This is a genomic window from Rhizobiaceae bacterium (assembly GCA_023953845.1).
Taxonomy (GTDB): Bacteria; Pseudomonadota; Alphaproteobacteria; order Rhizobiales; family Rhizobiaceae; genus Arvimicrobium.
In genome coordinates, this window is record JAMLJC010000001.1 from 2,730,706 (window position 1) to 2,754,417 (window position 23,712).

General features: G+C 66.4%; 41 protein-coding genes. 38 read left to right on the plus strand and 3 right to left on the minus strand.

The genetic code is table 11. The features are described from left to right. Window positions 1-524 precede the first annotated feature (524 nt). Window positions 525-953 (minus strand): helix-turn-helix domain-containing protein, encoded by a 429-nt coding sequence (locus M9955_13230; protein ID MCO5082603.1) that lies wholly within the window; start codon window positions 951-953, stop codon window positions 525-527. A gap of 237 nt (window positions 954-1,190) precedes the next feature. On the opposite strand from M9955_13230, the gene M9955_13235 reads away from it, so the two are divergent. Continuing rightward, a complete protein-coding gene (locus M9955_13235; protein ID MCO5082604.1) occupies window positions 1,191-1,475 on the plus strand; it encodes a helix-turn-helix domain-containing protein in 285 nt (94 codons plus the stop codon). A gap of 60 nt (window positions 1,476-1,535) precedes the next feature. On the opposite strand, the gene M9955_13240 is transcribed toward M9955_13235, so the two are convergent. After that, complete coding sequence (locus M9955_13240) at window positions 1,536-1,802, minus strand: hypothetical protein (protein MCO5082605.1); 267 nt, start codon at window positions 1,800-1,802, stop codon at window positions 1,536-1,538. A 144-nt stretch (window positions 1,803-1,946) separates the two neighbouring features. On the opposite strand from M9955_13240, the gene M9955_13245 reads away from it, so the two are divergent. The 25 genes from M9955_13245 to M9955_13365 all read left to right on the plus strand — a co-directional run bounded on the left by M9955_13245 (window position 1,947) and on the right by M9955_13365 (window position 14,418). Next, complete coding sequence (locus M9955_13245) at window positions 1,947-2,786, plus strand: ParB N-terminal domain-containing protein (GenBank protein ID MCO5082606.1); 840 nt, start codon at window positions 1,947-1,949, stop codon at window positions 2,784-2,786. After that, entirely contained in the window at window positions 2,783-3,247 is a 465-nt protein-coding gene (locus M9955_13250; protein MCO5082607.1) for a hypothetical protein, read from the plus strand. Before M9955_13245 ends, M9955_13250 begins: the two co-directional genes overlap by 4 nt. A 126-nt stretch (window positions 3,248-3,373) precedes the next feature. Further along, window positions 3,374-3,529 carry a hypothetical protein gene (locus M9955_13255; protein ID MCO5082608.1) on the plus strand — a complete coding sequence of 52 codons (156 nt, stop codon included), beginning with the start codon at window positions 3,374-3,376 and terminating at the stop codon, window positions 3,527-3,529. A 136-nt stretch (window positions 3,530-3,665) separates the two neighbouring features. After that, window positions 3,666-4,010 (plus strand): hypothetical protein, encoded by a 345-nt coding sequence (locus tag M9955_13260; GenBank protein ID MCO5082609.1) that lies wholly within the window; start codon window positions 3,666-3,668, stop codon window positions 4,008-4,010. Then, window positions 4,007-4,321, plus strand: a complete 315-nt coding sequence (locus M9955_13265; GenBank protein MCO5082610.1) for a hypothetical protein — start codon at window positions 4,007-4,009, stop codon at window positions 4,319-4,321. Before M9955_13260 ends, M9955_13265 begins: the two co-directional genes overlap by 4 nt. After that, a complete protein-coding gene (locus M9955_13270) occupies window positions 4,314-4,538 on the plus strand; it encodes a hypothetical protein (protein MCO5082611.1) in 225 nt (74 codons plus the stop codon). The genes M9955_13265 and M9955_13270 overlap by 8 nt, the downstream gene beginning before the upstream one ends. Further along, window positions 4,535-6,871, plus strand: a complete 2,337-nt coding sequence (locus M9955_13275) for a DDE-type integrase/transposase/recombinase (GenBank protein ID MCO5082612.1) — start codon at window positions 4,535-4,537, stop codon at window positions 6,869-6,871. The genes M9955_13270 and M9955_13275 overlap by 4 nt, the downstream gene beginning before the upstream one ends. A gap of 76 nt (window positions 6,872-6,947) precedes the next feature. Continuing rightward, window positions 6,948-7,694 carry an ATP-binding protein gene (locus tag M9955_13280; GenBank protein ID MCO5082613.1) on the plus strand — a complete coding sequence of 249 codons (747 nt, stop codon included), beginning with the start codon at window positions 6,948-6,950 and terminating at the stop codon, window positions 7,692-7,694. Beyond that, window positions 7,691-8,317, plus strand: a complete 627-nt coding sequence (locus M9955_13285; GenBank protein ID MCO5082614.1) for a hypothetical protein — start codon at window positions 7,691-7,693, stop codon at window positions 8,315-8,317. The genes M9955_13280 and M9955_13285 overlap by 4 nt, the downstream gene beginning before the upstream one ends. After that, the gene (locus M9955_13290; protein MCO5082615.1) at window positions 8,314-8,706 is read left to right on the plus strand and encodes a transcriptional regulator; all 393 of its coding nucleotides are present in this window, start codon (window positions 8,314-8,316) and stop codon (window positions 8,704-8,706) included. Before M9955_13285 ends, M9955_13290 begins: the two co-directional genes overlap by 4 nt. Beyond that, window positions 8,703-8,987 (plus strand): hypothetical protein, encoded by a 285-nt coding sequence (locus M9955_13295; GenBank protein ID MCO5082616.1) that lies wholly within the window; start codon window positions 8,703-8,705, stop codon window positions 8,985-8,987. Before M9955_13290 ends, M9955_13295 begins: the two co-directional genes overlap by 4 nt. Next, complete coding sequence (locus M9955_13300; protein ID MCO5082617.1) at window positions 8,977-9,321, plus strand: hypothetical protein; 345 nt, start codon at window positions 8,977-8,979, stop codon at window positions 9,319-9,321. The genes M9955_13295 and M9955_13300 overlap by 11 nt, the downstream gene beginning before the upstream one ends. After that, window positions 9,302-9,820 carry a host-nuclease inhibitor Gam family protein gene (locus tag M9955_13305; protein MCO5082618.1) on the plus strand — a complete coding sequence of 173 codons (519 nt, stop codon included), beginning with the start codon at window positions 9,302-9,304 and terminating at the stop codon, window positions 9,818-9,820. Before M9955_13300 ends, M9955_13305 begins: the two co-directional genes overlap by 20 nt. 2 nt (window positions 9,821-9,822) lie before the next feature. Further along, window positions 9,823-10,035, plus strand: a complete 213-nt coding sequence (locus tag M9955_13310) for a hypothetical protein (protein MCO5082619.1) — start codon at window positions 9,823-9,825, stop codon at window positions 10,033-10,035. Window position 10,036: 1 nt separating this feature from the next. After that, entirely contained in the window at window positions 10,037-10,381 is a 345-nt protein-coding gene (locus tag M9955_13315) for a hypothetical protein (GenBank protein MCO5082620.1), read from the plus strand. Further along, on the plus strand, window positions 10,378-10,593 hold the full coding sequence (locus tag M9955_13320) for a hypothetical protein (protein MCO5082621.1): 216 nt from the start codon (window positions 10,378-10,380) through the stop codon (window positions 10,591-10,593). The genes M9955_13315 and M9955_13320 overlap by 4 nt, the downstream gene beginning before the upstream one ends. Next, window positions 10,593-11,279 (plus strand): DUF2786 domain-containing protein, encoded by a 687-nt coding sequence (locus M9955_13325; GenBank protein MCO5082622.1) that lies wholly within the window; start codon window positions 10,593-10,595, stop codon window positions 11,277-11,279. Before M9955_13320 ends, M9955_13325 begins: the two co-directional genes overlap by 1 nt. After that, on the plus strand, window positions 11,276-11,542 hold the full coding sequence (locus tag M9955_13330) for a hypothetical protein (protein MCO5082623.1): 267 nt from the start codon (window positions 11,276-11,278) through the stop codon (window positions 11,540-11,542). The genes M9955_13325 and M9955_13330 overlap by 4 nt, the downstream gene beginning before the upstream one ends. Then, window positions 11,539-11,892, plus strand: a complete 354-nt coding sequence (locus M9955_13335; GenBank protein MCO5082624.1) for a winged helix-turn-helix domain-containing protein — start codon at window positions 11,539-11,541, stop codon at window positions 11,890-11,892. The genes M9955_13330 and M9955_13335 overlap by 4 nt, the downstream gene beginning before the upstream one ends. Continuing rightward, window positions 11,889-12,692: a ParB N-terminal domain-containing protein gene (locus M9955_13340; protein MCO5082625.1), complete on the plus strand. Its 804-nt coding sequence runs from the start codon at window positions 11,889-11,891 to the stop codon at window positions 12,690-12,692. The genes M9955_13335 and M9955_13340 overlap by 4 nt, the downstream gene beginning before the upstream one ends. Next, window positions 12,692-12,904 carry a hypothetical protein gene (locus M9955_13345; protein ID MCO5082626.1) on the plus strand — a complete coding sequence of 71 codons (213 nt, stop codon included), beginning with the start codon at window positions 12,692-12,694 and terminating at the stop codon, window positions 12,902-12,904. Before M9955_13340 ends, M9955_13345 begins: the two co-directional genes overlap by 1 nt. Continuing rightward, window positions 12,901-13,137 (plus strand): hypothetical protein, encoded by a 237-nt coding sequence (locus M9955_13350; protein ID MCO5082627.1) that lies wholly within the window; start codon window positions 12,901-12,903, stop codon window positions 13,135-13,137. Before M9955_13345 ends, M9955_13350 begins: the two co-directional genes overlap by 4 nt. Continuing rightward, a complete protein-coding gene (locus tag M9955_13355; GenBank protein MCO5082628.1) occupies window positions 13,134-13,748 on the plus strand; it encodes a regulatory protein GemA in 615 nt (204 codons plus the stop codon). The genes M9955_13350 and M9955_13355 overlap by 4 nt, the downstream gene beginning before the upstream one ends. Beyond that, window positions 13,748-14,188, plus strand: coding sequence for an ASCH domain-containing protein (locus M9955_13360; GenBank protein MCO5082629.1), 441 nt, complete (start codon window positions 13,748-13,750; stop codon window positions 14,186-14,188). Before M9955_13355 ends, M9955_13360 begins: the two co-directional genes overlap by 1 nt. Next, a complete protein-coding gene (locus tag M9955_13365; GenBank protein ID MCO5082630.1) occupies window positions 14,185-14,418 on the plus strand; it encodes a hypothetical protein in 234 nt (77 codons plus the stop codon). Before M9955_13360 ends, M9955_13365 begins: the two co-directional genes overlap by 4 nt. Window positions 14,419-14,546: 128 nt before the next feature. Here the strand turns inward: M9955_13365 and M9955_13370 are convergent, their stop codons facing one another. Continuing rightward, window positions 14,547-14,867, minus strand: a complete 321-nt coding sequence (locus M9955_13370; GenBank protein MCO5082631.1) for a signal recognition particle — start codon at window positions 14,865-14,867, stop codon at window positions 14,547-14,549. Between the two features lie 71 nt (window positions 14,868-14,938). Between M9955_13370 and M9955_13375 the strand changes: the two genes are divergently transcribed. From M9955_13375 to M9955_13430, 12 genes are all read left to right on the plus strand, one after another. Then, entirely contained in the window at window positions 14,939-15,343 is a 405-nt protein-coding gene (locus M9955_13375; GenBank protein ID MCO5082632.1) for a helix-turn-helix domain-containing protein, read from the plus strand. Between the two features lie 23 nt (window positions 15,344-15,366). Continuing rightward, window positions 15,367-15,612, plus strand: a complete 246-nt coding sequence (locus M9955_13380) for a hypothetical protein (GenBank protein ID MCO5082633.1) — start codon at window positions 15,367-15,369, stop codon at window positions 15,610-15,612. 4 nt (window positions 15,613-15,616) lie between these two features. Continuing rightward, window positions 15,617-15,985 (plus strand): thermonuclease family protein, encoded by a 369-nt coding sequence (locus M9955_13385; protein MCO5082634.1) that lies wholly within the window; start codon window positions 15,617-15,619, stop codon window positions 15,983-15,985. A 75-nt stretch (window positions 15,986-16,060) separates the two neighbouring features. Next, window positions 16,061-16,807 carry a secretion activator protein gene (locus M9955_13390; protein MCO5082635.1) on the plus strand — a complete coding sequence of 249 codons (747 nt, stop codon included), beginning with the start codon at window positions 16,061-16,063 and terminating at the stop codon, window positions 16,805-16,807. 2 nt (window positions 16,808-16,809) lie between these two features. Beyond that, window positions 16,810-17,073: a hypothetical protein gene (locus M9955_13395; GenBank protein MCO5082636.1), complete on the plus strand. Its 264-nt coding sequence runs from the start codon at window positions 16,810-16,812 to the stop codon at window positions 17,071-17,073. Next, window positions 17,070-17,612: a hypothetical protein gene (locus M9955_13400; protein ID MCO5082637.1), complete on the plus strand. Its 543-nt coding sequence runs from the start codon at window positions 17,070-17,072 to the stop codon at window positions 17,610-17,612. Before M9955_13395 ends, M9955_13400 begins: the two co-directional genes overlap by 4 nt. Beyond that, window positions 17,609-18,073, plus strand: a complete 465-nt coding sequence (locus tag M9955_13405; protein MCO5082638.1) for a hypothetical protein — start codon at window positions 17,609-17,611, stop codon at window positions 18,071-18,073. The genes M9955_13400 and M9955_13405 overlap by 4 nt, the downstream gene beginning before the upstream one ends. Next, window positions 18,070-18,369: a hypothetical protein gene (locus M9955_13410; protein MCO5082639.1), complete on the plus strand. Its 300-nt coding sequence runs from the start codon at window positions 18,070-18,072 to the stop codon at window positions 18,367-18,369. Before M9955_13405 ends, M9955_13410 begins: the two co-directional genes overlap by 4 nt. A 1-nt stretch (window position 18,370) precedes the next feature. Further along, window positions 18,371-18,997 carry a DUF3486 family protein gene (locus tag M9955_13415; protein ID MCO5082640.1) on the plus strand — a complete coding sequence of 209 codons (627 nt, stop codon included), beginning with the start codon at window positions 18,371-18,373 and terminating at the stop codon, window positions 18,995-18,997. Beyond that, window positions 18,994-20,652 (plus strand): hypothetical protein, encoded by a 1,659-nt coding sequence (locus M9955_13420; GenBank protein MCO5082641.1) that lies wholly within the window; start codon window positions 18,994-18,996, stop codon window positions 20,650-20,652. The genes M9955_13415 and M9955_13420 overlap by 4 nt, the downstream gene beginning before the upstream one ends. Further along, window positions 20,652-22,331, plus strand: a complete 1,680-nt coding sequence (locus M9955_13425) for a DUF935 domain-containing protein (GenBank protein MCO5082642.1) — start codon at window positions 20,652-20,654, stop codon at window positions 22,329-22,331. Before M9955_13420 ends, M9955_13425 begins: the two co-directional genes overlap by 1 nt. 4 nt (window positions 22,332-22,335) lie before the next feature. Next, a complete protein-coding gene (locus tag M9955_13430) occupies window positions 22,336-23,547 on the plus strand; it encodes a phage minor head protein (GenBank protein ID MCO5082643.1) in 1,212 nt (403 codons plus the stop codon). Window positions 23,548-23,712: the final 165 nt, after the last annotated feature.

Consider the following 23,712-nt stretch of genomic DNA (forward strand, 5'->3'; position numbering starts at 1 on the left):
GAGGCCGGCGGCGGGCAAAACGGCGGCGCGCAACTTCACTTGGCACCAAAACGGCCGTCGGCGGGCGACGCGCGCAACTTCGGATGGCACCTGAAAAACGGCGCGCGGCCTTGTGCCACAAGGCTTTGCGCGGAAAACGGCTGCGGCGCGGAACGGCGCGAACTCCGAAACGCGTTCGGAGTTTCCCGGCGAGGCGGGAAATCGGTTGGAAACGGCGGAAATCCAAGGCGTTGCGGCCAGCGAGACCAGCGATGGTCGGCGGTCGAACTCCGAAATCCGCGACGCCGGTAAACCGCATACAACTGACACAGGTGGACTAACGCGTCGCGGTTGCGTGCTGCGTGCCGAGACGGCATCCTTCCGGCGGGGCCGTGTGTTGGGTTTGGGAGTGAAGATGATGGCGACGCTGAACGCGACGTAGCTGGACGCGGCTGTTTACCCGATCGCAGAGACTTGTTGCCCGGCGGCCTGCCGGCGCGCGCGGAGCTTTGCCGTAGCGAAGCCCTGCACGCCTTAGCGGACGATCAGGAAACCTCGCGTTTGCCGGTACCGGGCGCGGCTGCAGCCGCCTGCAATTCCCTTCTGACCCTGTTTTCCAGCCATGGCGCCAGCGCGCGCGCCTCGGCGGCATCGGCCGGATCGTCCATGCGGTCGATCATCGCCTGGGTGTGGCGCAGCGTTTCCGGCATCAGCGCGTCGGCCGGCAGCTTCACGCCCTCCTCGCGGTAGACGCGCCGAAGAACCTCGTCGGCAACGCGCAACGCCTCGGCCGGCAGCACCGCTCGGCCGCTCATGCTCTGGCTTTGCGTCTGCCGGGGCGGCTCGCCGGCCAACTCTGCAACTGACATCCCAGCAGCCTCCGCGATCTTCGCCGCCTTGTCGAAGGACGGCATCGACGTGCCCGCCGTGTACTTGTTGAGCGTGCCGACCGGGATGCCGGTCTTCGCTGACATGGCTTTCACGCCTCCCCCGTCACCGATTGCCTGCCGAAGCCGCTCCAGCAGCTGCTGATCCTTCGATGGTTCCATATTAGGACAAATTTTCCCCATCACGTTCCTAATATGGCTTGACTGGATTCCATATTTGGAACAAAGCTACGTTTGTGGCCGGTGTTGTTGGGCCACTTTTGTACTGCGTCGATCAACAAAAAGCGGACCGCTCCACGCTCCGCTTTCCAATCGGGAAGTCCGATGGCCAAGAAGAAATGGAACCGACACACTATTCTTGCCGAGCTGCGCAGCCGGGGCATGACCCTTGCGAAGCTCGCCGAGATTTACGGCATCAGCCCTCACTCCGTGCGCCATATTTGGAACCGGCCCAACGTCAAAGCCGAGGCCGCGATCGCCGCTTTCCTGGGCGAGCCGGTCGAGGAGCTTTTCGAGGACCGCTATCCAAAGCGGACTGCCACCATCCTCTCTAGCAAATACGAGAAGCTGGGCGCGAGTCCGATTTCCCCGGCGCGGAGCGCCGCATGAGCGCCGCCATGCCCGACCTTTTCGAGCGCGCGCTTGAGATCGTGCGGAAGGACCTTGCCGTCACGCAAAGCTTGAAGACTGGCGTCGACCTTCCCGCAACCGATCCGACAGATAGGTCTCAATCATCACAAGGCGCTTGCGCTGCGCCTCGTCCTCTGCCCGGTCGAGGTGGCCTGTGATGCCGTCTCGCGGATACAACTCGTCGAGGGCGGTGCGAAACCGCGCGCTCCGTGCGATCTCGCTGCCGAGCAGCGTTTCCACCAGCAATTCCAGACTGCCGACGCGCGCGGCCAGCGCCGCGATACGCTTTTCCAGTTCCTGTTCCATCGCATTTCCTTTGCCCGATGGGATGGGTGGTGCCGGGCCATGTCGCCGCACGGCCCGGCACCGCGTTGCCTCTGCATCTAACGACGCGCCCGCCGCGCTGCATAGGCCAAATCGACAGGCCGGTTTTGACACTGGAGGCCGGCCATGACGGCCAATCCGTCAACGAACGGCGTCGCCGCTGACATAGAGATCGCGCTCGTCGACGTGCTGCCGGGCCGGCGCAAACTCGATCCGGCGCGGGTGGAAGCACTCTCGGACCTTTTCGGTTCGCAGGGCCAGACGACGTCGATCGAGGTGATCGAGAAGGACGGCCGATACCGGCTGGTTTTCGGCGGGCATCGCCTTGCCGCCGCGAAGCTGATCGGCTGGCGCACGATCCGGGCGACCATCAAACAGCCCTCGGACTTCGCCAGCGAGGCCGAGATCACGCTGCGGGAGATCACGGAAAACCTCGCGCACCGCGCTCTTTCCGTGCTCGACCGGGCCGTTGACATCGCGCGGTGGCGCGAAATCTACGAGGCGACCCACCTGCTGAACAAGGGCGGGCGAAAGCGCAAGGATGTCGATCCAGAAGAACTGAGTACAAAGTTTGGACTGAGTTTTTCCGAAGCAGCGCAGAAGGCTTTCGGTCTTTCCCGGGGCAGCATTTTCAACGCCGTGAAGATCGCGTCGATCGACGCAGAGACCCGCGACCTGATCGCGCTGCTTCCGATCGCCGACAACCAGTCGGAGCTGCTGCTTCTGGCCGCGCAATCCGCCGCCCGGCAGGCCGAGGTCGCGGAGCTGCTCAACGCGGTGCCGGACGCTCCGGCGAGCGTGACCGAGGCGATCGCCATCCTCGACCGGCTGCCGAAACCGCAGGCCGAGCCGCGCTGGCAGAAGCTCGCGGCGTCGTTCTCGGCGATGAAGCCGGCCGAACAATTCCGTTTCTTCGACCTGCACGAGGCGGCGATCCGCCTCTGGCTGAAAGAGCGAGGCGCATGATGCCGCCGCGCCGCCGCGACAGTTTTACCGTCGACCTTTTTCGCGAGTACCAGCCCGCGCCCGTGGTCGAGCGGTTCGAGGACGAGGCCGTGAAGGCCTACTCGCTGTCGGGGCGGCTGTCGAAGGCGGTGGCGCTGACGCTGGACGAGGCGGACATGCCGCGCGCCGACATCGCCGCCGCCATGTCCGACATCCTGAAAAGCTCGGTCTCCAAAGCGATGCTCGATCAGTATGCCAGCCAGGCCAAGGACCAGCATTCGATCCCGGCGCTGCGTCTCGCGGCGCTCATCCAGGTCACCGGCGACGCGCGCGCGCTCAACGTGCTGCTCGAAGACACCGGGCTGATCGTCATCCCCCAAAAATACGAGGCGCTGCTGCGCCGCGAGAAGGCGCGCGAACTCAGAGAACGCGCCGAACGAGAAGAACAGGCGGCGGATGCGGAGTGGAGAGCGAAACGATGAAGGGAATTTCGCCTTGGACACTTTTCAGGATTGTTGCGCGCTGGTGGCGGTCGTCGTCTTCTGCGCCGTCGTCGGCTTCGGCCTCGACACACTCACCGCAGTCGTTCTCGCAGCCCGGATGCTGCCATGACGATCCTCGGCTGGCTGACGCTCTACACGATCGGCTGGGCAGCGGTGCTGACGCCGCTGCACTTCCTCTTCATCCGGCTGGGGCGGAAGCAGGCCCGGCGCGAGATCGAGCAGCATCGCCGGGTACAGAGGCACGTTTTCGGGCGGCGGTAGACTGCCCGGCCTGCAACGGCACGGGCAGCTTCTTCGACTGCCACTGCTGGCCCTATTGCGGCTGCCCCGGCGGCACGATCGCGCCGGGCTGCCCCGGCCATACGCGCCTCTGCACCGTCTGCGGCGGGGTGCGGTCATGATCGTCTACAACGTCCAGCGGCGGTTCTTCGACATGAAGGCGGACGCCGAGAAGTATCGGGTCGCGGAGGGTTTGCCTCCGGCCGCGACGCTCAAACTGGAGGTGTCCGACCGCAGGCAGCTCGCGGCGCTGCTCACGGAACTGTGCGAGCCTGCCGCCAGCGGCGTCAGACCAGAAGCGGTCTCGGCCGGCGTGACGCCCGCTCTGCTGGACCGCGCCTTTGTCGATGCGGGCAAGGATGTCCCAGCCTTCCTGCGGGAGAGCTGGCGGCGGTTCATGGGGCCGGCCGGCCTTGTCGATGAGCAGGCAGGGGTCGACGAAGCTGCGGGAGCGCGGCCATGATGCCGCATCGCTGCGCCATGCCGGACTGCGACGGCGACGCCACCGGCGTCTTCTGCAGCCGGCACTATTTCCTGCTGCCCGCCAAGGATGCGCGATGGCTCGCCCGGCTGCAAATCCTGATCGCGCGGAGCGACGACGACGAGACCCGGCGGCATCTCACCGAACAGCTCGCCGGCTACACGGCGATCGCCATCCGCACCCTCCAGAAAACCGAGGCGTCTACCTCCTCCCAGGCGACCCCGGACAGCGCCCGTCCATCCTCCTCCTCCCGATGGACGGGCGCCTTCAATCGCGAGGTCCGGCATGGCTGACAAGATCTCCATCGCCGGTCAGATCGCCGAGGTGCACCGCGAGCTGGCGCTGCGTCAGAACGTGTATCCGTCGCGTGTCGCCGCCGGAAAGATGCGCCAGTCCGAGGCCGATCTCTGCCTCACCCGCATGCGCGCCGTGCTCGACACGCTGATGTTCTGCCAGCAGCACGAGCCCGCCATCCGCGCCTACATCGCCGAGAGGAAGACCAGAGAATGACTGCCATGCGGGTGCCGAGCGAAACATCGCCGGCGCGGGGAAGGGACGGCGAATGGCTGACGGCGCGGGAGATCGCCGCCGAATGCCTGCCGGACATACCGTCGACGGAACGGGGCGTGCAGCTGATCGCCGAGCGGAACGGCTGGGACGGCACGTCGCTGGCGCGCAAGCGCGGCGGCCGGGGCGGCGCGACGGAATACCATGTCTCGTTGCTGCCGCTGCTGGCGCAGGTCGCGTTCACGCAGAAGCGCATGCGGGTCGACATGCCGGAGCCGGCTCTGCCCGAGACGCCGGCCACGCCGTCGCTTTCGGCTCCCTCCCTAAGTGCAAGGGCGCAGCTGGCGCGCGATGCGCGGCTGGCGATCGTCGCCGCCTTCGACCGCTTCAGCCGGTCGGTGCAGCTCAATTTCGCGACGCGGGTGCAGATCTTCGTCGACAAGTACAATGCCGGTTCCCTCGCGGTGGACGAATGGGTGCGCGAGGCGGTGCCTTCGCTGTCGAAGCGCACGCTGATGCGCTTCCGCGCCAAGAAGCGGGCCGGCGGCACGGAGGCGCTGGCGCACGATCCGGCACAGTCGCGAAAAGGCACCGGCATCCTCGACCAGGCCAATGGCGGCAGGGTGCGCGCCTTCATGCTCGGGCTGATCGCGCACCAGCCGCACCTGTCAGCCGATGCCGTCCGCGTGCAATGCCGCGCGGAGTTCGGCGACATCGTGCATGTCGTCTTGAAGGGCGAGAAGACCTACATCGAGCTGCCGCCTGTAAGGACGTTTCAACACGTCTTGAAGCGGCTGAAGGAAGAGCACAGGGTCGAGCTGATCAAGCTCACCAATCCCGACCAGTACCGCTCGACGCTCGCCCTTTCCGGCGTCGGCACGCTGCGCCACGTCACCGAACCGAACCAGCTCTGGCAGATCGACGCCTCGCCGGTGGACGCGCTCTGCGTCGACGGCCGGCATTCAATCTATGGCTGTATCGACATCGCCACGCGCCGAACCGTCTGGCTCGTCTCGCGGACGCCGCGCGCCTCCGCCGTCGCGCTGCTCCTGCGCAAGGCCGTGCTGGAATGGGGCGTGCCGGACATGGTGGTCACCGACAACGGCTCGGACTTCGTCGCTCTGGAAACGAAACGCCTCTTTGCCTCGCTGGGCATCGATCCCGACACGTCGAACGCCTACTCGCCCGAGGAGAAGGGGCATGTGGAGCGCGTTATCCGGACCTTCCAGCATCAGGTCGGCCCGCTGTTGCCGGGCTATGTCGGCCATTCCGTCGCCGACCGGAAGGCGATCGAGAACCGCAAATCGTTCGCGAAGCGCCTCGGGGAGACGGAGGCCGAGACTTTCGGCGTGACGCTGACCGGCGCGAAGCTGCAGGCGCATGTCGACGGGTGGGCGCGGGACATCTACCAGCATCGGCCGCATGGGGGGCTGAACAAGGAGACGCCGCACCAGATGGCGCTGCGCTCGACGGCCGCCATCCGCCGTGTCGACGAGCGGGCACTCGACGTCCTGCTGATGCCGGTGGTGGGCCAGAACGGCCAGCGCACCGTCACGAAGTTCGGCATCCGGAACGACCACCGTTTCTATCTCGCGCCGACGCTGCTGCCCGGCACTGTCGTCTTCGCTCGGCAGGACCCGAACGACGCCGGCCGCATCTACGCCTTCACGGAGGACGGCGCGACGTTTCTCGCCGAGGCGATCTGTCCCGAGCTTTCGGGCCTGCATCCGGAGACGCTGGTCAAGGCGGCGAAGGAAATCCATCGCGAGCTGCTCGACGAGCGGACGCGCGAGATGAAGGCGGAGATGAAGCGCATCGCCAAGGGCGCGCCGCTGATCGAGCGCGCCCTCGACGTCGCGCAGCGCGACGCGGAGAAGCGCGCTGCCGAGGCCGGCAACGTGATCGCGCTGCCGAAACGCGAGGAGACGCATTCCACCCCGCAGATCGCCGCCGCGATCGAGGCAATGTCGGAACGCCGGATCGAGACGCGGGCGCTTTCGGCCCGCGAGGAGGCCGAGCAGCTCCGCATCATCGCGGAAATGGACGCCGCCAGCGTGACCCGCATCCACGAGGATGCCGAGGCGGTCGCCGCCGCGCGTGTCGCCGCGATCGAGACCGCGCGCACCGCCCATCTGCCGAAGGGCGCCAACATCGTCGCCCTGCCGGAAACGCCGAAGGAGCGGTACCGCCGCGCCGTCCTGTTCGAGGCGCAGCTGCAGGCGGACACACTGTGCGCCGCCGACGCGGTGTGGCTCGGCGGCTACCGGAAATCGGCGGAGTACAGCGCCCACAAGGGCATGCACGAGGAGTTCGGGGACACCTGGCTGGAGCCCTGACGAAAAAGGCCCGGCGTGGGACCGCCGGGCCGGGAATGAAAGACCGCGAAACGCGGCTCAGAACACGAGGAAGATGATGGCGGATTACACCAATGTCAATCGGGCGGCACCGCTGAGGAACGTTGCGGCGTTCTCGACGCTGCTGACCAAGATGGTGGAGCGGGACGGGGAACTGCCGGGGCTCGCCTGCTTCTACGGCCCTTCGGGCTGGGGCAAGACCAAGTCGGCGGTCTACGGCGCGAACCGCTACCGCGCGACCTATGTCGAGTGCGGCCAGTTCACCACGGCGCGCTCGCTTCTCGAAAACATCCTGATCGAGCGCGGCAACCGTTCGCCGCGCGGCTCGATCGAGCAGATGAAGACCAAGGCCGTCGAGATGATCGCGGCCGAACCGCACCGGCCTCTGATCGTGGACGAGGCCCACTGGATCGCGCAGAAGCGGTTCGTCGACCTGTTGCGCGAGATCTCGGACAAGTCGGGCGCGGCCGTCATCCTGATCGGCGAGGAGATGCTGCCGCAGTCGCTGGAGCAGTTCGAGCGCGTGCACAACCGGGTGCTCGAATGGGTGGCGGCCGAGCCCTGCGACGCCGGGGATTTCGCCCTGCTGGCCAAGGCGCGCTGTCCCGGCATCACGATCGCGCCGGACCTCGCCGCCGCGATCCTGCAACGCACGGAAGGCAACACGCGGCGCATCGTCGTCAATCTGGAAAAGGCCTCCGGCATCGCGCAGCTCACCGGCGAGAAGACGATCACGCTCGATCTCTTCGGCGGGCCGCAGGCCATCGTCGGCCGCACCAGCCTCCAGCCGAGGAGGTACAAGTGAAGCTGCCGAAGGATTTTCTGTCACGGCTTGAGATCAAGGCGCGCTACGCGATCGGCTTCGACGGCATCTGGTCCGTCATGCTCGATCTCGACCGTGAGGGGCCGTGGACGGCCGGCGACGTCTGCGCGATGACGACGGGCAATCCCGGCACGCCGCGCGACTTCATCCGCATGCTGAAGAAGGCCGGCTTCGTCGCCGTCGTTGGCGAACGCGCCGCCGGCGCGGCAAGGGCGAAACAGAAGGCTCCGCTTTACCGGCTCACGCAACGGCCGCTCGATCCGCCGCGCGTGCAGCGCGACGGCCGTGTGCTGCCGGAGCCGCTGATCGAGACGATCTGGCGCTCGATCAAGATGGCGAAGCAGTTCACCGCCGACGAACTGGTCGCGGTCATGTCGAAGCCGGGCGAACCGGCGGCCAGCCGCAACACCGTGATCAGCTATTGCGACCGGCTGGCGTCGGTGAAGGTGCTGACGAAGGTCGCCAAACGCGGGCAGGCAAGCCGCTACCGGCTGGCAAAGAACCTCGGCGCGAAGGCCCCGAAGGTGCTCGGCACGAAGGTCGTCTTCGACCCGAATGCGGGCGTCGTGATGGGCGAGGCGGAACTTTCCGAGGTCGCGCCATGAACCGCGGCCCGGTGAAATCCAGCCGGCCGGCCGGCCCGACCTTCGTCGAGAAGGCGAGCGCCGCCTGGGGAGAGCCGCTGCCCGACTGGATCGAGGAGCTGGCCCGGCTCGCCGATCGCGACGGCCTCGCCGGAGCCGAACAGGTCACCAACTACAGCCGCTCGGCCATCTCCTTCGCGCTCAACGGCAAATACACCGGCGACATCGGCCGGCTGGAGGAAATGGTGCGCGGCGCGCTGATGCAGTCGAACGTCGACTGCCCCGTGCTCGGTGAGATCGGCCGCGACCGGTGCCTGACCGAGCAGAAAGAGCCGTTCCGCGCCACGTCCCGGCATCGCGCCCAGCTTTTCCATGCGTGCAAGACCTGCGCGAACCGGAGGCAGCCATGACTGCGGCGGCAAATACCGACGCAATCGTGCGTCGGCGCACCGTGTTGCTCATCGAGCAGCTGGAGCCGTTGCTGCAGCGGGAACTGGCCGCATCGGAGAAGCGCGCGGCGGAGGCCGAAGCCCGGACGCTCGCGATGCTGGCGGTTTGCCGCGAGGTCGGCAAGGCGACCGATCGTCTGCTGCAAGCCAAGCACACATCGAAGGAAGGACCGGCCCGCGCCGCACTGGAGCGCGCCGTGATCAGGCTGCGTCAGGAAATGAGGAAACGAGATGGCCGATGAACGCTTTTCGCAGGCCGTGGCCTCCGTCGACGTGCTCGACCTCTGCGGCCGGGTCATCGCCAATCCCGACCGGGCGATGGTGAGCCTCGCCGGCAAGGTGGCGCTCGCCATGGCGGTCGAGCGGATGTGGGAGGTCTGCCTGGAGGCCGAGCTGCTCGTGCGGGCGCTGGCGCTGCCGACCGAGACCTTCACCAGCGAGGAACAGTTCGCGCTGCGCGACCACGCCATCCAGACGCAGGCCGACACGGTCGCCCGCCTGATGGCCGCCCTGCGCGGAGAAACAAACACCGAAACAAACAAACAGGAGAGCGAGCATGGCGAAGGCCAAGGCTAAGGCGTTGAAGCGCGTCCCGCAGAGCCGGGAGGATGCGGTCTGGACGGTCGGCCGCATCGGCACGCTGCGTCGCGAGATCGCGGCGCGCAAGGCGGCGGCGGATGAGCAGGTCAAGTCGATCGGCGAAAAGATCGAGGAGGCGCTGGAGCCGCTCGCCGCCGAACTCCGGGAACTGGAAGAGGGCGTCCAGGTCTATTGCGAGGCAAACCGGTCGACGCTGACATCGGACAACAAGGTCAAGTTCCACGATTTCGGGACCGGCCGCGTCAGCTGGCGGCTGCGCCCGCCCAAGGTTGGCATTCGCGGCATCGATGCCGTGATCGAAGGCTGCAAGCGCCTCGGCCTCCAGCGTTTCCTGCGGGTGAAGGAGGAGATCAACAAGGACGCCATGCTGGCGGACGCGGACACCGCGCGGCAGATCGCGGGCGTGTCGATCTCGTCGGAGGGCGAGGATTTCGTCGTCGAGCCGGCCGAACTCGAAACCGCTGCGGGGCGCTGACCATGGCCGACCTGACCATTCTGCAAAAACAGTATGAGGCCGCGCTCCGCGAGCTAGCTTGCGCCGACATGATCGACGATTTCGCGCGGCGCGAGCGCGAAATGCGGCGCTGGAAAGAGGAGGTCGACCGCCTTGAGCGCGAACTCCAGGCGGCTGCCGATCCGATCAATCTGGCGGGCTCCGGCCCCGTACCAATCGAGCCAAGGGAGAATTGACATGGACGATCTGGCGATGACCGAGGAATTCGAGCAGGCCCTCAACGAGGTAGAGACAGAGGGCGGCGATCGGCCGCTCGGCGAGGAGGTCGAGCAGTTTCTCGACCAGCAGCAGCGCACCGTGATGCGCGCCATACAGCGCATCGTCGTTGCGCGCCGCAAGGGCAAGGCGGCGATCGCCGCGATCGACGCGGAGAAGAAGAGCGCGGAGGCCGAATATCTCGCCGTGCTCGCCCGGCTGAACGAGGCCGAGGCGAAGGCCCGCTCGGAGATGGAGGCGGAGATCGCGACGGCGCAGAAGCTGGCGGCAGGCGGGCGCGCGGCGCTCCAGGCGGTGCAGCCGTGAGCAAGCAGCCGACAAAAATGCGCCTCACCGACCTTGAGCTGATGATCCATCACCAAACCGAGAAGGCGGTGCTGGTTTCGGCCGACGACAATCGAGAGGGCGCGGTCTGGCTGGCAAAGTCGCAGGTCGAATTCGAAGAGGAGCCGATCGCCGGGCGCGCGCAGATAGTCACGATGCCCGAGCAACTGGCGTTTGAGAAGGGGCTGGTGTGATGACGGGGAAGCAGAAGATCCGCGACCGCATCCGGCAGCTGCGCGAGATGACCTCGGCGCGTGGCTGCACCGAAGCCGAGGCGCTGGCGGCGGCCGACAAGGCCGCCCAGCTCATGCGCGACCACGGGCTTTCCGAGGCCGACATCGTCATGGAGGAAAAGCGCTCAGGCCGGGCCGGTATGGGCAAGGCCATCCGGGCGAAGCTATGGCCGGTGATCGGCGGCTGTACCAACACCGCCGTGCTGATCACGCAGGACGGCACGGGCGCGACCGTCGCCTTCATCGGCGTGACGCCGGGTCCGGACATCGCGGTTTATCTTCGCGATGTCTGTGAGCGCGCCCTCGACCGGTCGATCCGCGATTTCAAAACCGGGAAATTCTATCGCCGCCGGCGCGGGCTTGCCTCGAAGCGCGCGGCCGTCGCAGATTTCGCCGACGGCTTCGTGAACCGGCTGTCCCGGCGTCTTGTCGAAACCTTCTCGCCGGTCATGGACCGCGATGCCTATGAGGCAGCGCTCGTGGCCCGCGACCAGCGCTATGAGGACAGCTTCGAGTGGAAGCCGACTGCGGCGCCGCTGCGGCACAACGAGGCCCGCGCGGCGGGCTGGATAGCAGGCAAGGACGTGACGCTGGCGCATGGCGTCGGCGGTAGCGCTGCGCCGTTGCAGATCGGGGGCGGATCATGAAATCCCGCATCCTTACCGCCACCGAGGTCCGCATCGCGCAGCGCATCTGCGAGGCGCTGGCCGGCGAGAAGACCGGCGACGCCCTCATGGCGATGAACTCGGTCATGGCCGCGACGATCAACGATCGCGCCAAGTCTCACGACGAGGCGCGGGCGGATGCCAGCTGGTACGCCGAGCTGCTCGAAACCACCGTGCGGGCAGGCCTGAGCGGCAGGCTGATCCGCAGCGACGAAGGCCCGATCGACATGAGGTTCATCGTATGAGCCTCGCGCCGTCGAACTGCCCATGCTGCGGTCAGATGCTTCCGCCGGATGACAGCCTCCGCGTGGACGAGGCCGGCATCGTCGTGCGCAACGGCCGGTTCGCGGTGCTGACCAAACAGGAAAGCGAGATTTTCGCGCTGTTGCGGGCGGCGCGAGGGAAGATCGTCACACGGGAGCAACTGCTTACCGGCCTCTATCCGATCGATGCCGACGAAGCCGAAATCAAGATCATCGACGTGTTCGTGTGCAAGCTGCGCGCGAAGCTGAAGCCACTGGATGTGACCGTCCAGACTGTGTGGGGTCGCGGCTATCGGTTCGTACCAACCTTTTCAGAAGGATCAAGCCAATGACCGAGATCAACCGCCAGATCGGAGAGCGCCCGACGCTCGACTGGATCGGCATCGACGCAATCGAAGTAGACAGCAACTATCAACGCGAGCTGAAGCCGAACCTCGTTGACAAGATCCTTCGAACGTTCTCATGGGCAAAGTTCGGCGCGATCGTGTTGTCCCGCCAGCCTGACGGCAAGTTCACCGTCGTCGAGGGGCAGCATCGCTGGAAAGCCGCCTCCCTTCACCCGGACGTGACCGAAGTGCCGGCCGTGATCGTCACACATGATGACATTGCCGGCGAAGCGCAGAGCTTCCTGGCCATCAACCGCGACCGCATGGCGGTAACGACGGTCGAGCAGTATTGGGCAGGCTTGACGGCGGGCGACGAGAAGGTCCTGGCGATCTCGCGCGTTCTGCACGCAGCCGGCTGCGATGTCGTACCGGCGCAAGGGCACTACCGTCCGAACCTCACCAACAGCATCACGGCAATCGACCGTTGCCTCCAGCGGTATGGCCACGGAGCGACCCGCCGGGCGCTTCTGGTGATCCGTGCGGCCTGGCCCGACGAGGCGAAGGCACTGCGCGGCGTACTCATCACGGCACTCGCGCGCATCATCCGCGCCAACGAAAAGACCCTTGTCGACGCCGAACTGGCGAAGGCCATCCGGCAGGAGAGCTTTGCGAAGCTGACAGCGCACGCCGAGGCGTTCCGCAAGCTTTCCGGCGGATCGTCGGAGACCGCGCTCGCCCGCACCCTGACGGAACTCTACAATCGCGGCAAGCGCACCAACACCATCATGATCGGCGAGGCGCGCTGATGAGAACGCGGCTCCTCCAGATCGAAGACGCTCTGGCCGACACCCTGAAATATCGGTGTGGCGGCCTCTGCGATATCGTCGTCAACGAGGCCGGCGACCGCGTGGCGCGCATCTACGATCCGAACCTTGAGAGCCGGAACGGTGGCTGGGAGATCGTCGTGGCGCTCAATCTCGCCGACGCGGCGGCAGACATCGAACGGGCGCTTTCATGACGTCGATCCTTTCCCTCGCCGCTGTCCGCAAGGAACGCGAGCCCGATGCCGAATGCGTCCATGAACTGGAGGACGGCCGCAAGATGTTTCTGTTCTCCGCCGTCTATCAGCACGGCGAGGAGGAAGAAGACATCTACATATGGGCGTTCGACCTGCTCGATGCCGAGCGGCGGGTGCTGTCGATGGCGCGCACGCTCGTCATAGTCGGCCAACTGTCGAGGATGCCGGAATGAGCGCGATCCCCGCCATCCATTCCGCCCGCCGCCAGCTCGGCCTCGACGAGGACGCGGCGCGCGACCTCTACGAACGCGAGACCGGCAAGCGCTCGCTGCGGCTGATGTCGGCCGGCGAGCAGGGCAAGGTGCTCGACGCCATGCGCCGGGCCGGTTTCAAGCCGGCGAAAAGCGGCCTTGAAGGGCCGTTCGCGAAGAAGCTTCAGGCGCTCTGGATCGACGCCTGGAACCTCGGCATCGTGCGCGATCGCCGCGACGCCGCGCTGATCGCCTTCGTCAAGCGCCAGACGCGCGTCGACCACACGCGGTTCCTGATCGACGGCGAGGACGCAGCCAAGGCGATCGACGCGCTCAAGGCGTGGATGACCAGGGAGGCCGGCGTCGACTGGTCGAGCGCTCTCGACCGGCCGGCCTGGCTGCGGCTGCCCGGCGCGCAGATCGCGCTGGCGCAATGGCAAATCCTGATCAAGGCGGGGATGGAGCCGGCCGCGATCGAACCGTTCCGGGCCTTCGTCGCCGAACATGCCAAGCCGGTCGACCGCATGGAAGCCAAGGACTGGCAACCCGTCATGAACCTGCTCGGCGAGCGCGTACGCAAGGCGGTGACGTGATGGTCGCCTACAACTTCAAGGCAGTTTTCGCGGGACAGGTAGCGGCGCTTGCGAAGCTTCAGACGGTGCGTGCAGACCGGCGGCGTCATGCGCGGCCGGAAGAAGGCGTCCAGCTCTATTGTGGCATGCGGACGGTTCAATGCCGCAAGCTGGTAGAGCCCGATCCGATATGCCGCGACGTGCGGCCGATCACGATCGTCACCAACCCGCTTGTAGAGGATTTCATCGCTTCGATCGTCATCGGCGCCCGGCCGCTGGACCGGAGCGAGATCGAGGCGTTTGCCCGCGCGGATGGTTTTGCGCCGGACGTCGTCGGAGACTGGCGGTTCGAACGGACGGGCCATATCGGCTCGGCGCGCTGGAACATGGGCGCCTTCTGGCAGGCATCACACGGCGCCGGCCGGTTCGACGGCGTGCTCATCACATGGAGGCCCGCGTGAGCAGGCGTCGTGTCGGCCGGGTGCGCGTCGCCTTCGACGTGATCGAGCGCTTCGCCGCCGAGTGGAAGAGGTCCGGCGAGCTTGCGCCGGAAGGCGACGGCTGGACGCTGTCGCGGAAATCCTCGCTGCATCGGCGCAAGGACGGGACCATCACGCTCAACCTGATCTGGAAAGCCGGCGACGGCCAGTTCGCGGTGACGGTGCGCGGGCTCAGGATGGAAGCGTCGTGATGCCGTCAGCCGGACACGCCCGCGATGAAGCCGGAGGCGAAGGCCGCGATCGGCTGCCAGTATTTCCAGATCAGGAAGACCACGATCACGGCAGCGGCTGTCAGGACGAAACGCTTCATCGCGGTCTCCTACTTCGTAAAACCGTAGCTCTTCGCCACGCGCTTGATCTGCGCGCAGTGCGCCGTCTTGGCCGAGGCGGACATGTCCCCGATCTGCGCCTCGGTGCCCATGACCATCATGTTGAGCGTCGAGGCGAAGCTCATATCGTCGGCGGAAACCTTCTTGGCGATGAAGGCTTCGATCGCGGCCTGATCATAGGAAAGGCCACACACTTCCTCCGAGGCGATCACAGTGCCGAGTTCGTTTGCGATCTGCATGCTTTCGAGGCCCTGGGCGCTCGCGGCGCCGGCCGAAAGCGCCGTCGCCACAATCACAACAACAAATTTCATGGTCATTTCCCCTCCCACAAGCAGCAGAGGCTAGCCGGTGGACCGCACAACGGCAAGGTCGGAGCAGCGCGATGACCATGCGCGGCCGCAACTCGTCACTGCCGGGCGTGCTCCGCGAGATCGCGGACGTCGCCGGCGTCGAGGCGGCCTGGGCGCTGGCGCGCGCGCATGGCGGCACAACCGTCTACATTCCGCGTGACGTCGACGAAAAGCACTGGCTCGCGCAACTTATCGGCCTCGAACCGGCGCGCAGGCTCTGTGTCCACTTCCGCGTGAGGGTCGGCGTAGATGTCCTGATCCCGATGGCGCGTCTCGGCCAGCAGCAGGAACGCCTGCTGCGTTCCCTGGAGGCAGGTCTGTCCGCTCAGGAAGCCGCTTCGGTCGCGGGCATGCACGAGCGCACCGCCTACAGGGCCAGAGCCCGGATGAAGAAGGACGTCGTCCAACCCGACGACAAGCAGTTCAAGTTGTTGTAGGGGTTCTGCGAGGGGAGACGGCAATGGGTGCAGGGAAGGCTCCGGATGAGGGCTGGCTCGAAATGTGCGGCGACCGGCCATGGTGCCGGCGGTGCGGCGGCCCGGCTCCGCTCTTCACCGTCGCCTATCCGACGAAAGTCCGGCGCGTGCCGTTCACCGAGGTTCTGGTAACGCGTCCGACCGGTGAGACGATCGCGAGGGCCGAATGCCATGGCGAGCGTATCGAATGGTCGAGCCGGCGCGGCGTCGTCATCTGCGAAAAGGCCTGAAGCGTTGTCCGGGCTCGCCGTCCTGCTGGCCGCAACGCTCGCCATCCAGGTTGTGGACGGCGACACGCTGTGGATCGGCGAAGAAAAGGTCCGCATCGCCAACATAGACGCCCCCGAGATCCACGAGCCGAAATGCGATGCGGAGCGGCGGCTCGGCCTTGTCGCGAAACGGCGGCTGGAAATCCTGCTGAAGTCCGGCACTGTCTCGTTAAAACGCGGCGATCCCAAAGACGGCAGGCTGAAGGATCGTCGCGGCAGGACGCTGGGCGTTGTCGCAATCGACGGCCGCGACGTCGGCGACATGCTGATCGCCGAGAACCTTGCCCGCCCCTGGACCGGGAAGCGCCAGCCCTGGTGCGATCCACCCCCCTGACACTGTCAGGGTCACTGCGCGGCGCGGCTTACGGCACATAGAACGGGAGATTTCTTCCCTGTTCAAGGTGTCGCCGTGCAACAGAATTTCACGCCCTCGCTCTCGGTGACGCTCGCCTATGAGGGTGGTTGGGCCGACCATCCGAAGGACCCGGGCGGCGCGACCATGAAGGGCGTCACGCTGGCGACGTTCCGGCGGTTTTATCCGAAGGCGACGAAAGCCGACCTGAAGGCGATCTCCGATGCCGACATCGCCCGCATCTATCGACAGGATTACTGGCAGCCGGTGAAAGGCGACATGCTGGCCGCCGGCGTCGATCTCGCCACCTTCGACGCGGCTGTCAATTCCGGCCCGGCGCGCGCACGGAAGTGGCTGCTGGCCTCGGTCGGCGGCGCCGCGCCCGACACCGTGAAGAAGCTTTGCGCCAAACGCCTCGGCTTCATGCGGTCGCTCGCGATCTGGTCGACCTTCGGCAAGGGCTGGTCGCGCCGCGTCGCTGCGATCGAGGCCAAGGGTGTGGCCTGGGCGCTGGCGGCGACCGGCGACAAGATGGTCGTGAAGGAAGTGCTTCGGGACGAGCAGGCCAAGGCGGAAAGCACCGCCTCGAAACAGACTGGCGGCGCGGCGACAGCCGGCGGCGGCGCCACCGTAGGCGGTGGGGATGTCGTCGCCAACCCCGAACATCTCGACGCGATCTCGGGCTGGCTCGTCGGCGGTTTGCTGGGGGTTGCTGCGCTGCTGGTCGCCATCCTCGTGATCCGCGCAATCATCAACAAGCATCGCGCCGAAGCTTACCGCGCCGAGGCGGCAGGGAGCATCTGACCATGGTCTGGATCGCGCTTTCCGTTCTGCTCTTCATCGTCGGCGTTCTGATGCTGCTGGCGGGTATCGTGATGGGTGTCATGGGCATTCTCGCCGCTGCCAGTCATCCGACCGGCGGCAATGCCGAGATCAGTTCCTGGTTGCGCGGCGCACGCCTGCTGATCGTGCTCGGCGGCCTGTCGCTGGTAGTGTTTTTCAATCTCCCGGCTTCGGCCGGCGCGCATGACGCGCCAGCCGGCTGGCACATCAGGAGCCTCCTCGCATGAGCCTGATCGGAGGCGCGATCGCGAGCGCCATAGCCGGCGCCGCCGCGAAGGTCGGCGCGAAGATGGTCGGCAAGGTGGTGTCGGGCGTGCTCGGCGAGCGCGGCGGCCAACTGGCCGAGGCCGTGGTGACCAGCGTCGCCGAAAAGCTCGGCGTCGAGCCGGAGGCGATACCGGACGCTGCTGAAAAGGACCTCGGCACCGCCGTCTGGAAGACCGAGGCGGAAATGCCGGAGATGATCGCGCTCTGGTCGAAGGGGCTCGACGGGCAGTTTGCGCTGCTGGAGGCCGAGACGAAGGAGGGCCTTCTGCAGAGCGCCTGGCGCTGGGGCTGGATGTACCTGCTGGCGCTGATCTGGAGCTGCTATCTGCTCGTCTTTCCGGTGCTCGCCGTGTTCGGCGTGCATGTCGAGCGCGTCGACCTCGCGGTGCTGCTGACGCTCACCACCTGGTTCATCTCTCTGTACATGGGCGGACACACCGTGAAGGCGCTGGGCGAAAGCGCCATCAATGCCGTCAAGACGTGGAAGGACGGCAAGTGATCGACGAACTGAAGAATTGGCTCGGGCTCATCTCGCTCGCGATCACGGTCGGCGGATGGGTGTGGGTGCATCTGACGTCAGGGGGCAGCAAGGCCCTGGCGGCAGTCAGCGCGCTGGGCAAATCGGTGGACGATCGCTTCTCGGCCGTTCACGCGGAAGTCGAAGCCCGGTGCGACAAGATCGAGGCGGAACAACGCATCCGCGCAGAAGCCATCAACCAGCGCTTCGCAATGCAGGAGCTTCAGTTCGCCCGCATGGAGGAGGCGCTGAAGCACCTTCCCGACCGGGAGCAGGCGCACAGGCTTGAACTCTCCATGGAAAAGCTCGCCGGCCGGCTGGAGGCGATGGACCAGCGCTTCACCGGGCGCATGGAAGCGATGAGCGAGCGGCTTCAGCCGGTAGCCGCGATCTCCGACAGGTTGCAGGAATTCCTGCTCGATCAGGCGAGCGCGAAATCATGAACATGGACACGATGATCCGCGAGCAGGCGCGTCTCATCATCATGAAGGCGCTCGCGGAACAGCCCGACGAGACACTGAACAGCGACATCCTCGAACCGCTGCTGCGGACCTTCGGCATCAGGAAGCCGCGCTCGTGGGTGCACGAGGAAATGGCCTATCTGGCCGAGCACGGCGCAGCCGTCGTTGTGGCGGCTGGGTCGGTTCATGTCGCGACGCTTACCGACAAGGGGCAGCGTCACCTTCAGCGCGAGATCGCGATCGAAGGCATCAAGCGTCCTTCTCGGCCGGGAGAGTGACATGACGCGCGGGCGCGGCAGGCTCACGGCGATCGACCTCCTGCCGGAGGAATGTTCCGAGGCGATCGCGTGGGCGAGCCAGGAGTTGGCCAAGCGCGAGCGGACGCAGATCGACATCTATGCCGAGTTCAAGACGAAGCTGATCGCGCTGCAGGGCGAGTTCGGCCTCGGCTTCGACATCCCGTCCTTCTCCGCCTTCAATCGGCATTCGCTTAAGCTCGCCCAGATGACGAGGCGGCTTGAGCAGACGCGCGAGATCGCAGCGACCATTTCGGAGCGCTTCGACGCCGGGGCGTCGGACGAACTGACGCTGATCTCGGCCGAGGCGATCAAGACGCTGATCTTCGAGCTGCTGCAAGGCGCGGGCGAAGGCGGCATTTCGCCGAAGGGGGCGATGGAACTCGCGAATGCGCTGCGCGCGGCGACCGCCGCCCAGACCGTTTCGAGCGCCCGGCGCGAGAAGCTTGAAAACCTGCACAAGGCCAAGACGGACGCCGCCCTGAAGAAGGTGGCGAAGGAGGCGGGCCTCTCGAAGGAGACCGTCGCCCAGCTGCGGCGCGAGTTCCTCGGTGTCCGGCCGAAGGGCGAGGCAGGCGAGAAGGCGAGCGACGCCAAGGCGGGTGAATGACACCGACGCCGGAAATCCCGCAGGGCAAGTGGGTCGATCCGCCCGTGCTGTCGCGCGATCCCGACGATCTGCCGGAGGAGCTGCCGCGCGGCGCGGAGATCCCGGAGGAGTTGGACCCGTTCGCTGACGGCATCCTGATGCGGCATCAGGCCGAGTGGCTTGAAGACGACAGCGACCTGAAGCTGGGCGAGAAGGGGCGGCGCACCGGCATCACCTTCGCCGAGGCGCTCGACGACACGCTGATCGCGGCGGCCAAGCGCTCGGCCGGCGGCGACAACGTCTTCTATATCGGCGACACGAAGGACAAGGGCCGCGAGTTCATCGGCTACGTCGCCCATTTCGCCAAGGTGGTGGCGAAGGAACTGGTCGCCATCGAGGAGTTCATGTTCTCCGACCAGAAGGCGGACGGTACGATCGCGCCGATCCCGGCCTTCCGCTGCCAGTTCGCCTCCGGCTACCGTGTCGAGGCGCTGTCGTCGCGGCCGGAAAACATCCGCGGCTTGCAGGGCGTCGTCGTCATAGACGAGGCCGCCTTCCACAAGGACGTCCGCGCCGTGCTGGACGCGGTGAACGCGCTGCTGATCTGGGGCGGCAAGATACGCGTCATCTCCACCCACAACGGCGTGCTCAATCCGTTCAACGAGCTTATCCGCGAGGCGAAGGCCGGCAGGACGCCCTTCAGCCTGCATTTCATACCCTTTTCAAAGGCCGTTGAAAACGGGCTCTACAAGCGCGTCTGCCTCACGAAAGGCAAGGAATGGACGGCGGAGGACGAGGCCGCCTGGGAAGCGCGCATCCGCAGTTCCTACGGGCCGCGCACTGCCAAGATGCGCCAGGAGCTGGACGCGATCCCGACCGAGGCGGAAGGCGCGGCGCTTACTCGAGTGCAGATCGAGCGCTGCATGAAGGCCGGCATCCCGATCGTGCGCTGGGCCTGCACCGACGAGTTCAAGAACGCGGAGGAACATATCCGCACGGCGGACGCTCGCGACTTCTGCGAGCGAGAGCTGAAGCCGCTGTTGGAAAAGCTCAACCCACGCCGGCAGCATGTGTTCGGCGTCGACTTCGCCCGCTCGGGTGACGCCAGCGTGATCCTGCCGATGGAGATCGGGGCCGACCTCGTGCGGCGCAGCGTCTTTTCCGTCGAGCTGCGCAACGTGCCTTTCGACCAGCAGCGCGAGATCCTCTACTACATCGCAGACCGGCTGCCGCGCTTCTCGGGCGGGGCGCTCGACGCCACCGGCAACGGCGCATATCTGGCCGAGAAGGCCGCGCAGAAATACGGCGCCACCATTGTAGAGGTGAAGCTGTCTGAGGCCTGGTATCGCACCGAGACGCCGGCCTATGTCGAAGCCTTCGTCGACGCGACCATCGTCCTGCCCATGCACGAGGACGTGCTGCGCGACCATCAGGCGCTGCAATACGTCAACGGCATCATCAAGGTGCCGGACGATCATCGCTTCAAGGGCTCGGACGGCTTCGACCGGCACGGCGACAGCGCGATCGCGGGCGCGCTCGCCTATTTCGCCAGCCGGGCCGACCTTGAGGAGTTCGCCTACATGCGGGCCACCGATGACACGGTCGACCGCGATCGCATGTTCGAGCGGCCGTCAACCAACTCCCTTTTCCCGACCATCAGAGGACGGCTGCTCTAATGGCGCGCACTCCCGTCATCATCGACCAGTACGGCAATCCGGTCAGGCCGACGCAACGGCCCCTGGCGCGCGCCGAGTTCGCCGCGCCGACCTCGGGCGGCTTCCGGCCTGTCTGGAGCGAGACGGTGCTCACCGGCCTCGATCCGGTCGGCATGGCCGAGGTGCTGCGGCAGGCGGCGCGCGGCTATCCCGACCGCTTCTTCATCCTCGCCGAGGAGATGGAGGAGCGCGACATGCACTATCGCTCCGTGCTCTCGACGCGGAAGCTGGCGATCACCGGCGTCGAGCCGATGGTGGTGGCGGCGTCGGAGGACGCCAGGGACCAGAAGATCGCGGAGGCGGTGCGCGAGATCGTCGAGGCCCCGCAGTTCACCGACGACTATCTTTCCGATCTGCTCGACGCCCTCTCCAAGGGCTATTCGCTGGTAGAGACGATCTGGGACCGGCAGGGCGCGGAATGGTGGCCGATGGCCTACAAGTGGCGCGATCCCCGGCATTTCGTCATCGACCAGGTCGACGGCCGCACGCTCCGGATGAAGGACGGCATGTCGATGAGCGGCGTCGACTTGCCGCCCTTCGTCTTCTCGATCCACCGGCCGAAGCTGAAGTCCGGCCTGCCGGTGCGCGGCGGTCTGGCCCGGCTCGCCGCCTGGGCGTTCCTCTTCAAGTCCTACACGCTGAAGGACTGGATGGCCTTCCTCGAAGTCTACGGAATGCCGCTTCGCGTCGGCAAGTTCGGGCGCGGCTCCAGCCTCGACGATCGCCGCGTGCTGCTGGAGGCCGTCCGCGACATCTCGACCGACGCGGCGGCCATCATCCCGAAGGAGATGGAGATCGAGTTCGTCGAGGTTTCAGGCGGCACCGGCAACGGCCTGTTTTCCGCCAAGGCCGAGTATCTCGACAAGCAGGTGTCCAAGGGCGTGCTCGGTCAGACGATGTCCACCGACGACGGCGCGTCGCTCTCCCAGGCGCAGGTGCACGAGAACGTCCGCCACGACATCGCCCGCGCCGACGCGCGGCAGCTCGCCGCCACCGCTAACCGCGATCTGATCCGGCCCTTCGTCGATTTCAATTTCGGGCCGCAGGAGAAGTACCCGACGCTGGTCATCCCGATCACCGAGGCCGAGGACATCAAGGCCCTGTCGGAGGTGATCGCCAAGCTCGTTCCGCTCGGTCTGGAACTCTCCATGCCGAAGACGCGGGAGCGGCTCGGCTTCGAGGACCCCGACGAGGATGACGTGCTGCTGAAAGCGCCGGCCGCGCCGAAGCCGACGGTGAACGATCCGGATGATGGCGATGATGGTGAAGCCGATCCGAAAAAGCGGGCGGGGAAGAAGAAGCCGAAGCCCGGCGAGGAAGACGCCGCCACCGCGCGCCTTCAGCCGCGCTGCCCGCATTGCGGCGGCTTCCATGCGATCGCGGCCGAGGAGGCTGGCGAGCGGGATGAGCTGGACCTACTGGTTGAGGAAGCTCTCTCGGACTGGCAGACCGACCTCGCTCCGATGTTCGACCCGATCCGCGACGTGATCATGCGCTCGTCAAGCTACGACGAACTGATTGCCGGGCTGGATCGGCTGCCCCCTGCCGCTACCGCCGCTGCCCGCACGGCGATCGTCGAGCGCGTCGCTATGCTGATGATGAAGGCGCGTGGGCTCGGAGATACCGGCAAGGGACGCTGACAGGGTGGCGGACGATCTGTTCAAGACCGCGCCGGAAGAAGTCCTCCGCTATTTCCGCGCCAAGAAGTCGGTCCCGACCTTCGACTGGCGCGACATAGCGCCGGAGGAGCACGCCTATTCGTGGACCGTCGCGAAGTCGATGGAGGGCGACGTGCTGGAGGACATCCGCGCGGCCGTCGACGACGCCATCGCGAACCGGGTGCCCTTCGAGGACTTCCAGAAGAACCTGACGCCGATCCTCCAGCAGAAGGGATGGTGGGGCCGGCGCATCCAGGAGGACCCGAAGGACGGCGTGCCGAAGGTGGTGCAACTCGGCAGCCCGCGCCGGCTGCGCACCATCTATTGGGCGAACACCCGCACGGCCCACGCGGCCGGGGAGTGGGAGCGCACCGAGCGCAACAAGCGCTTCCTGCCGTTTCTGGTCTACACGCTCTCGACGGCCGAGCGCCGGCGGCTGGAGCATGAGCGCTATGTCGGCATCGTCGCGCCGGTCGACGATCCGATCTGGAACCGGCTCTATCCGCCGAACGGCTGGGGCTGCCAGTGCGGCGTGCGCCAGATCTCGCAGCGCGAGGCCGAGCGGCTGGGCTGGCGTCCGGACAGGGAGCCGGTCCAGCTTGTCGAGCGGCCCTGGCGCAACAGGCGCACCGGCCAGACCGTGATGGTGCCGGAGGGCGTCGATCCGGGCTGGGACACCAATCCGGGCAAGAACCGGGGGCGCAACGTCGCGGAGTTCCTGCACGGCAAGGTCGCGGCCATGCCGGCGAACCGGCAGCGCGTGGCGATCGAGGACATTGTGAATTCGCCGGCCATGACCGCCATGGCGATGAAGCGCATGCCGAAATCCTTCCTGCCCGTGGCGCAACTGCCGGAGGCGGTGGTCTCGGCGTTCGGCGCGCGCAGCAATCTGGCGCTGCTGTCGGATCACAGCGTTGACCACATTCTGCGCGACCATCCCGAGCGGGCGCTGACGGTCGACGAGCTGAAGGCCGCGATCGGCGTGATCGCCGCGCCGGTCGCCGTTTCCCGAAAAGGCGCCGCCGCTCTCTTCATCGGCTTCATGTCCGGACGGTGGTGGCGCGTCGTGACGCGCTCGACCGGCGATGGCGGGGAATGGTGGCTGGAGAGCTTCCATCCGAAGAGCGAGAAGGACGTGCGCTCGTTCCTCCGCTCGCAGCGTCGCCAGGGCCGTCTCGTGATCGATCGGGAGGAGTAAGGGGCGTGGAGGACCGTCAATTCCTCGCAGGTCCGGTTGCCCGTCCTGGTGTAACGCGAATGGCTCACGCCCCAAGCAAATATGCGCCTTTGCCGCATCCGATACAACCTCCCAAATAAACGCCCGGAAAACGCGTTGGGCCGTCGTCGTGGCCACAGACACCGG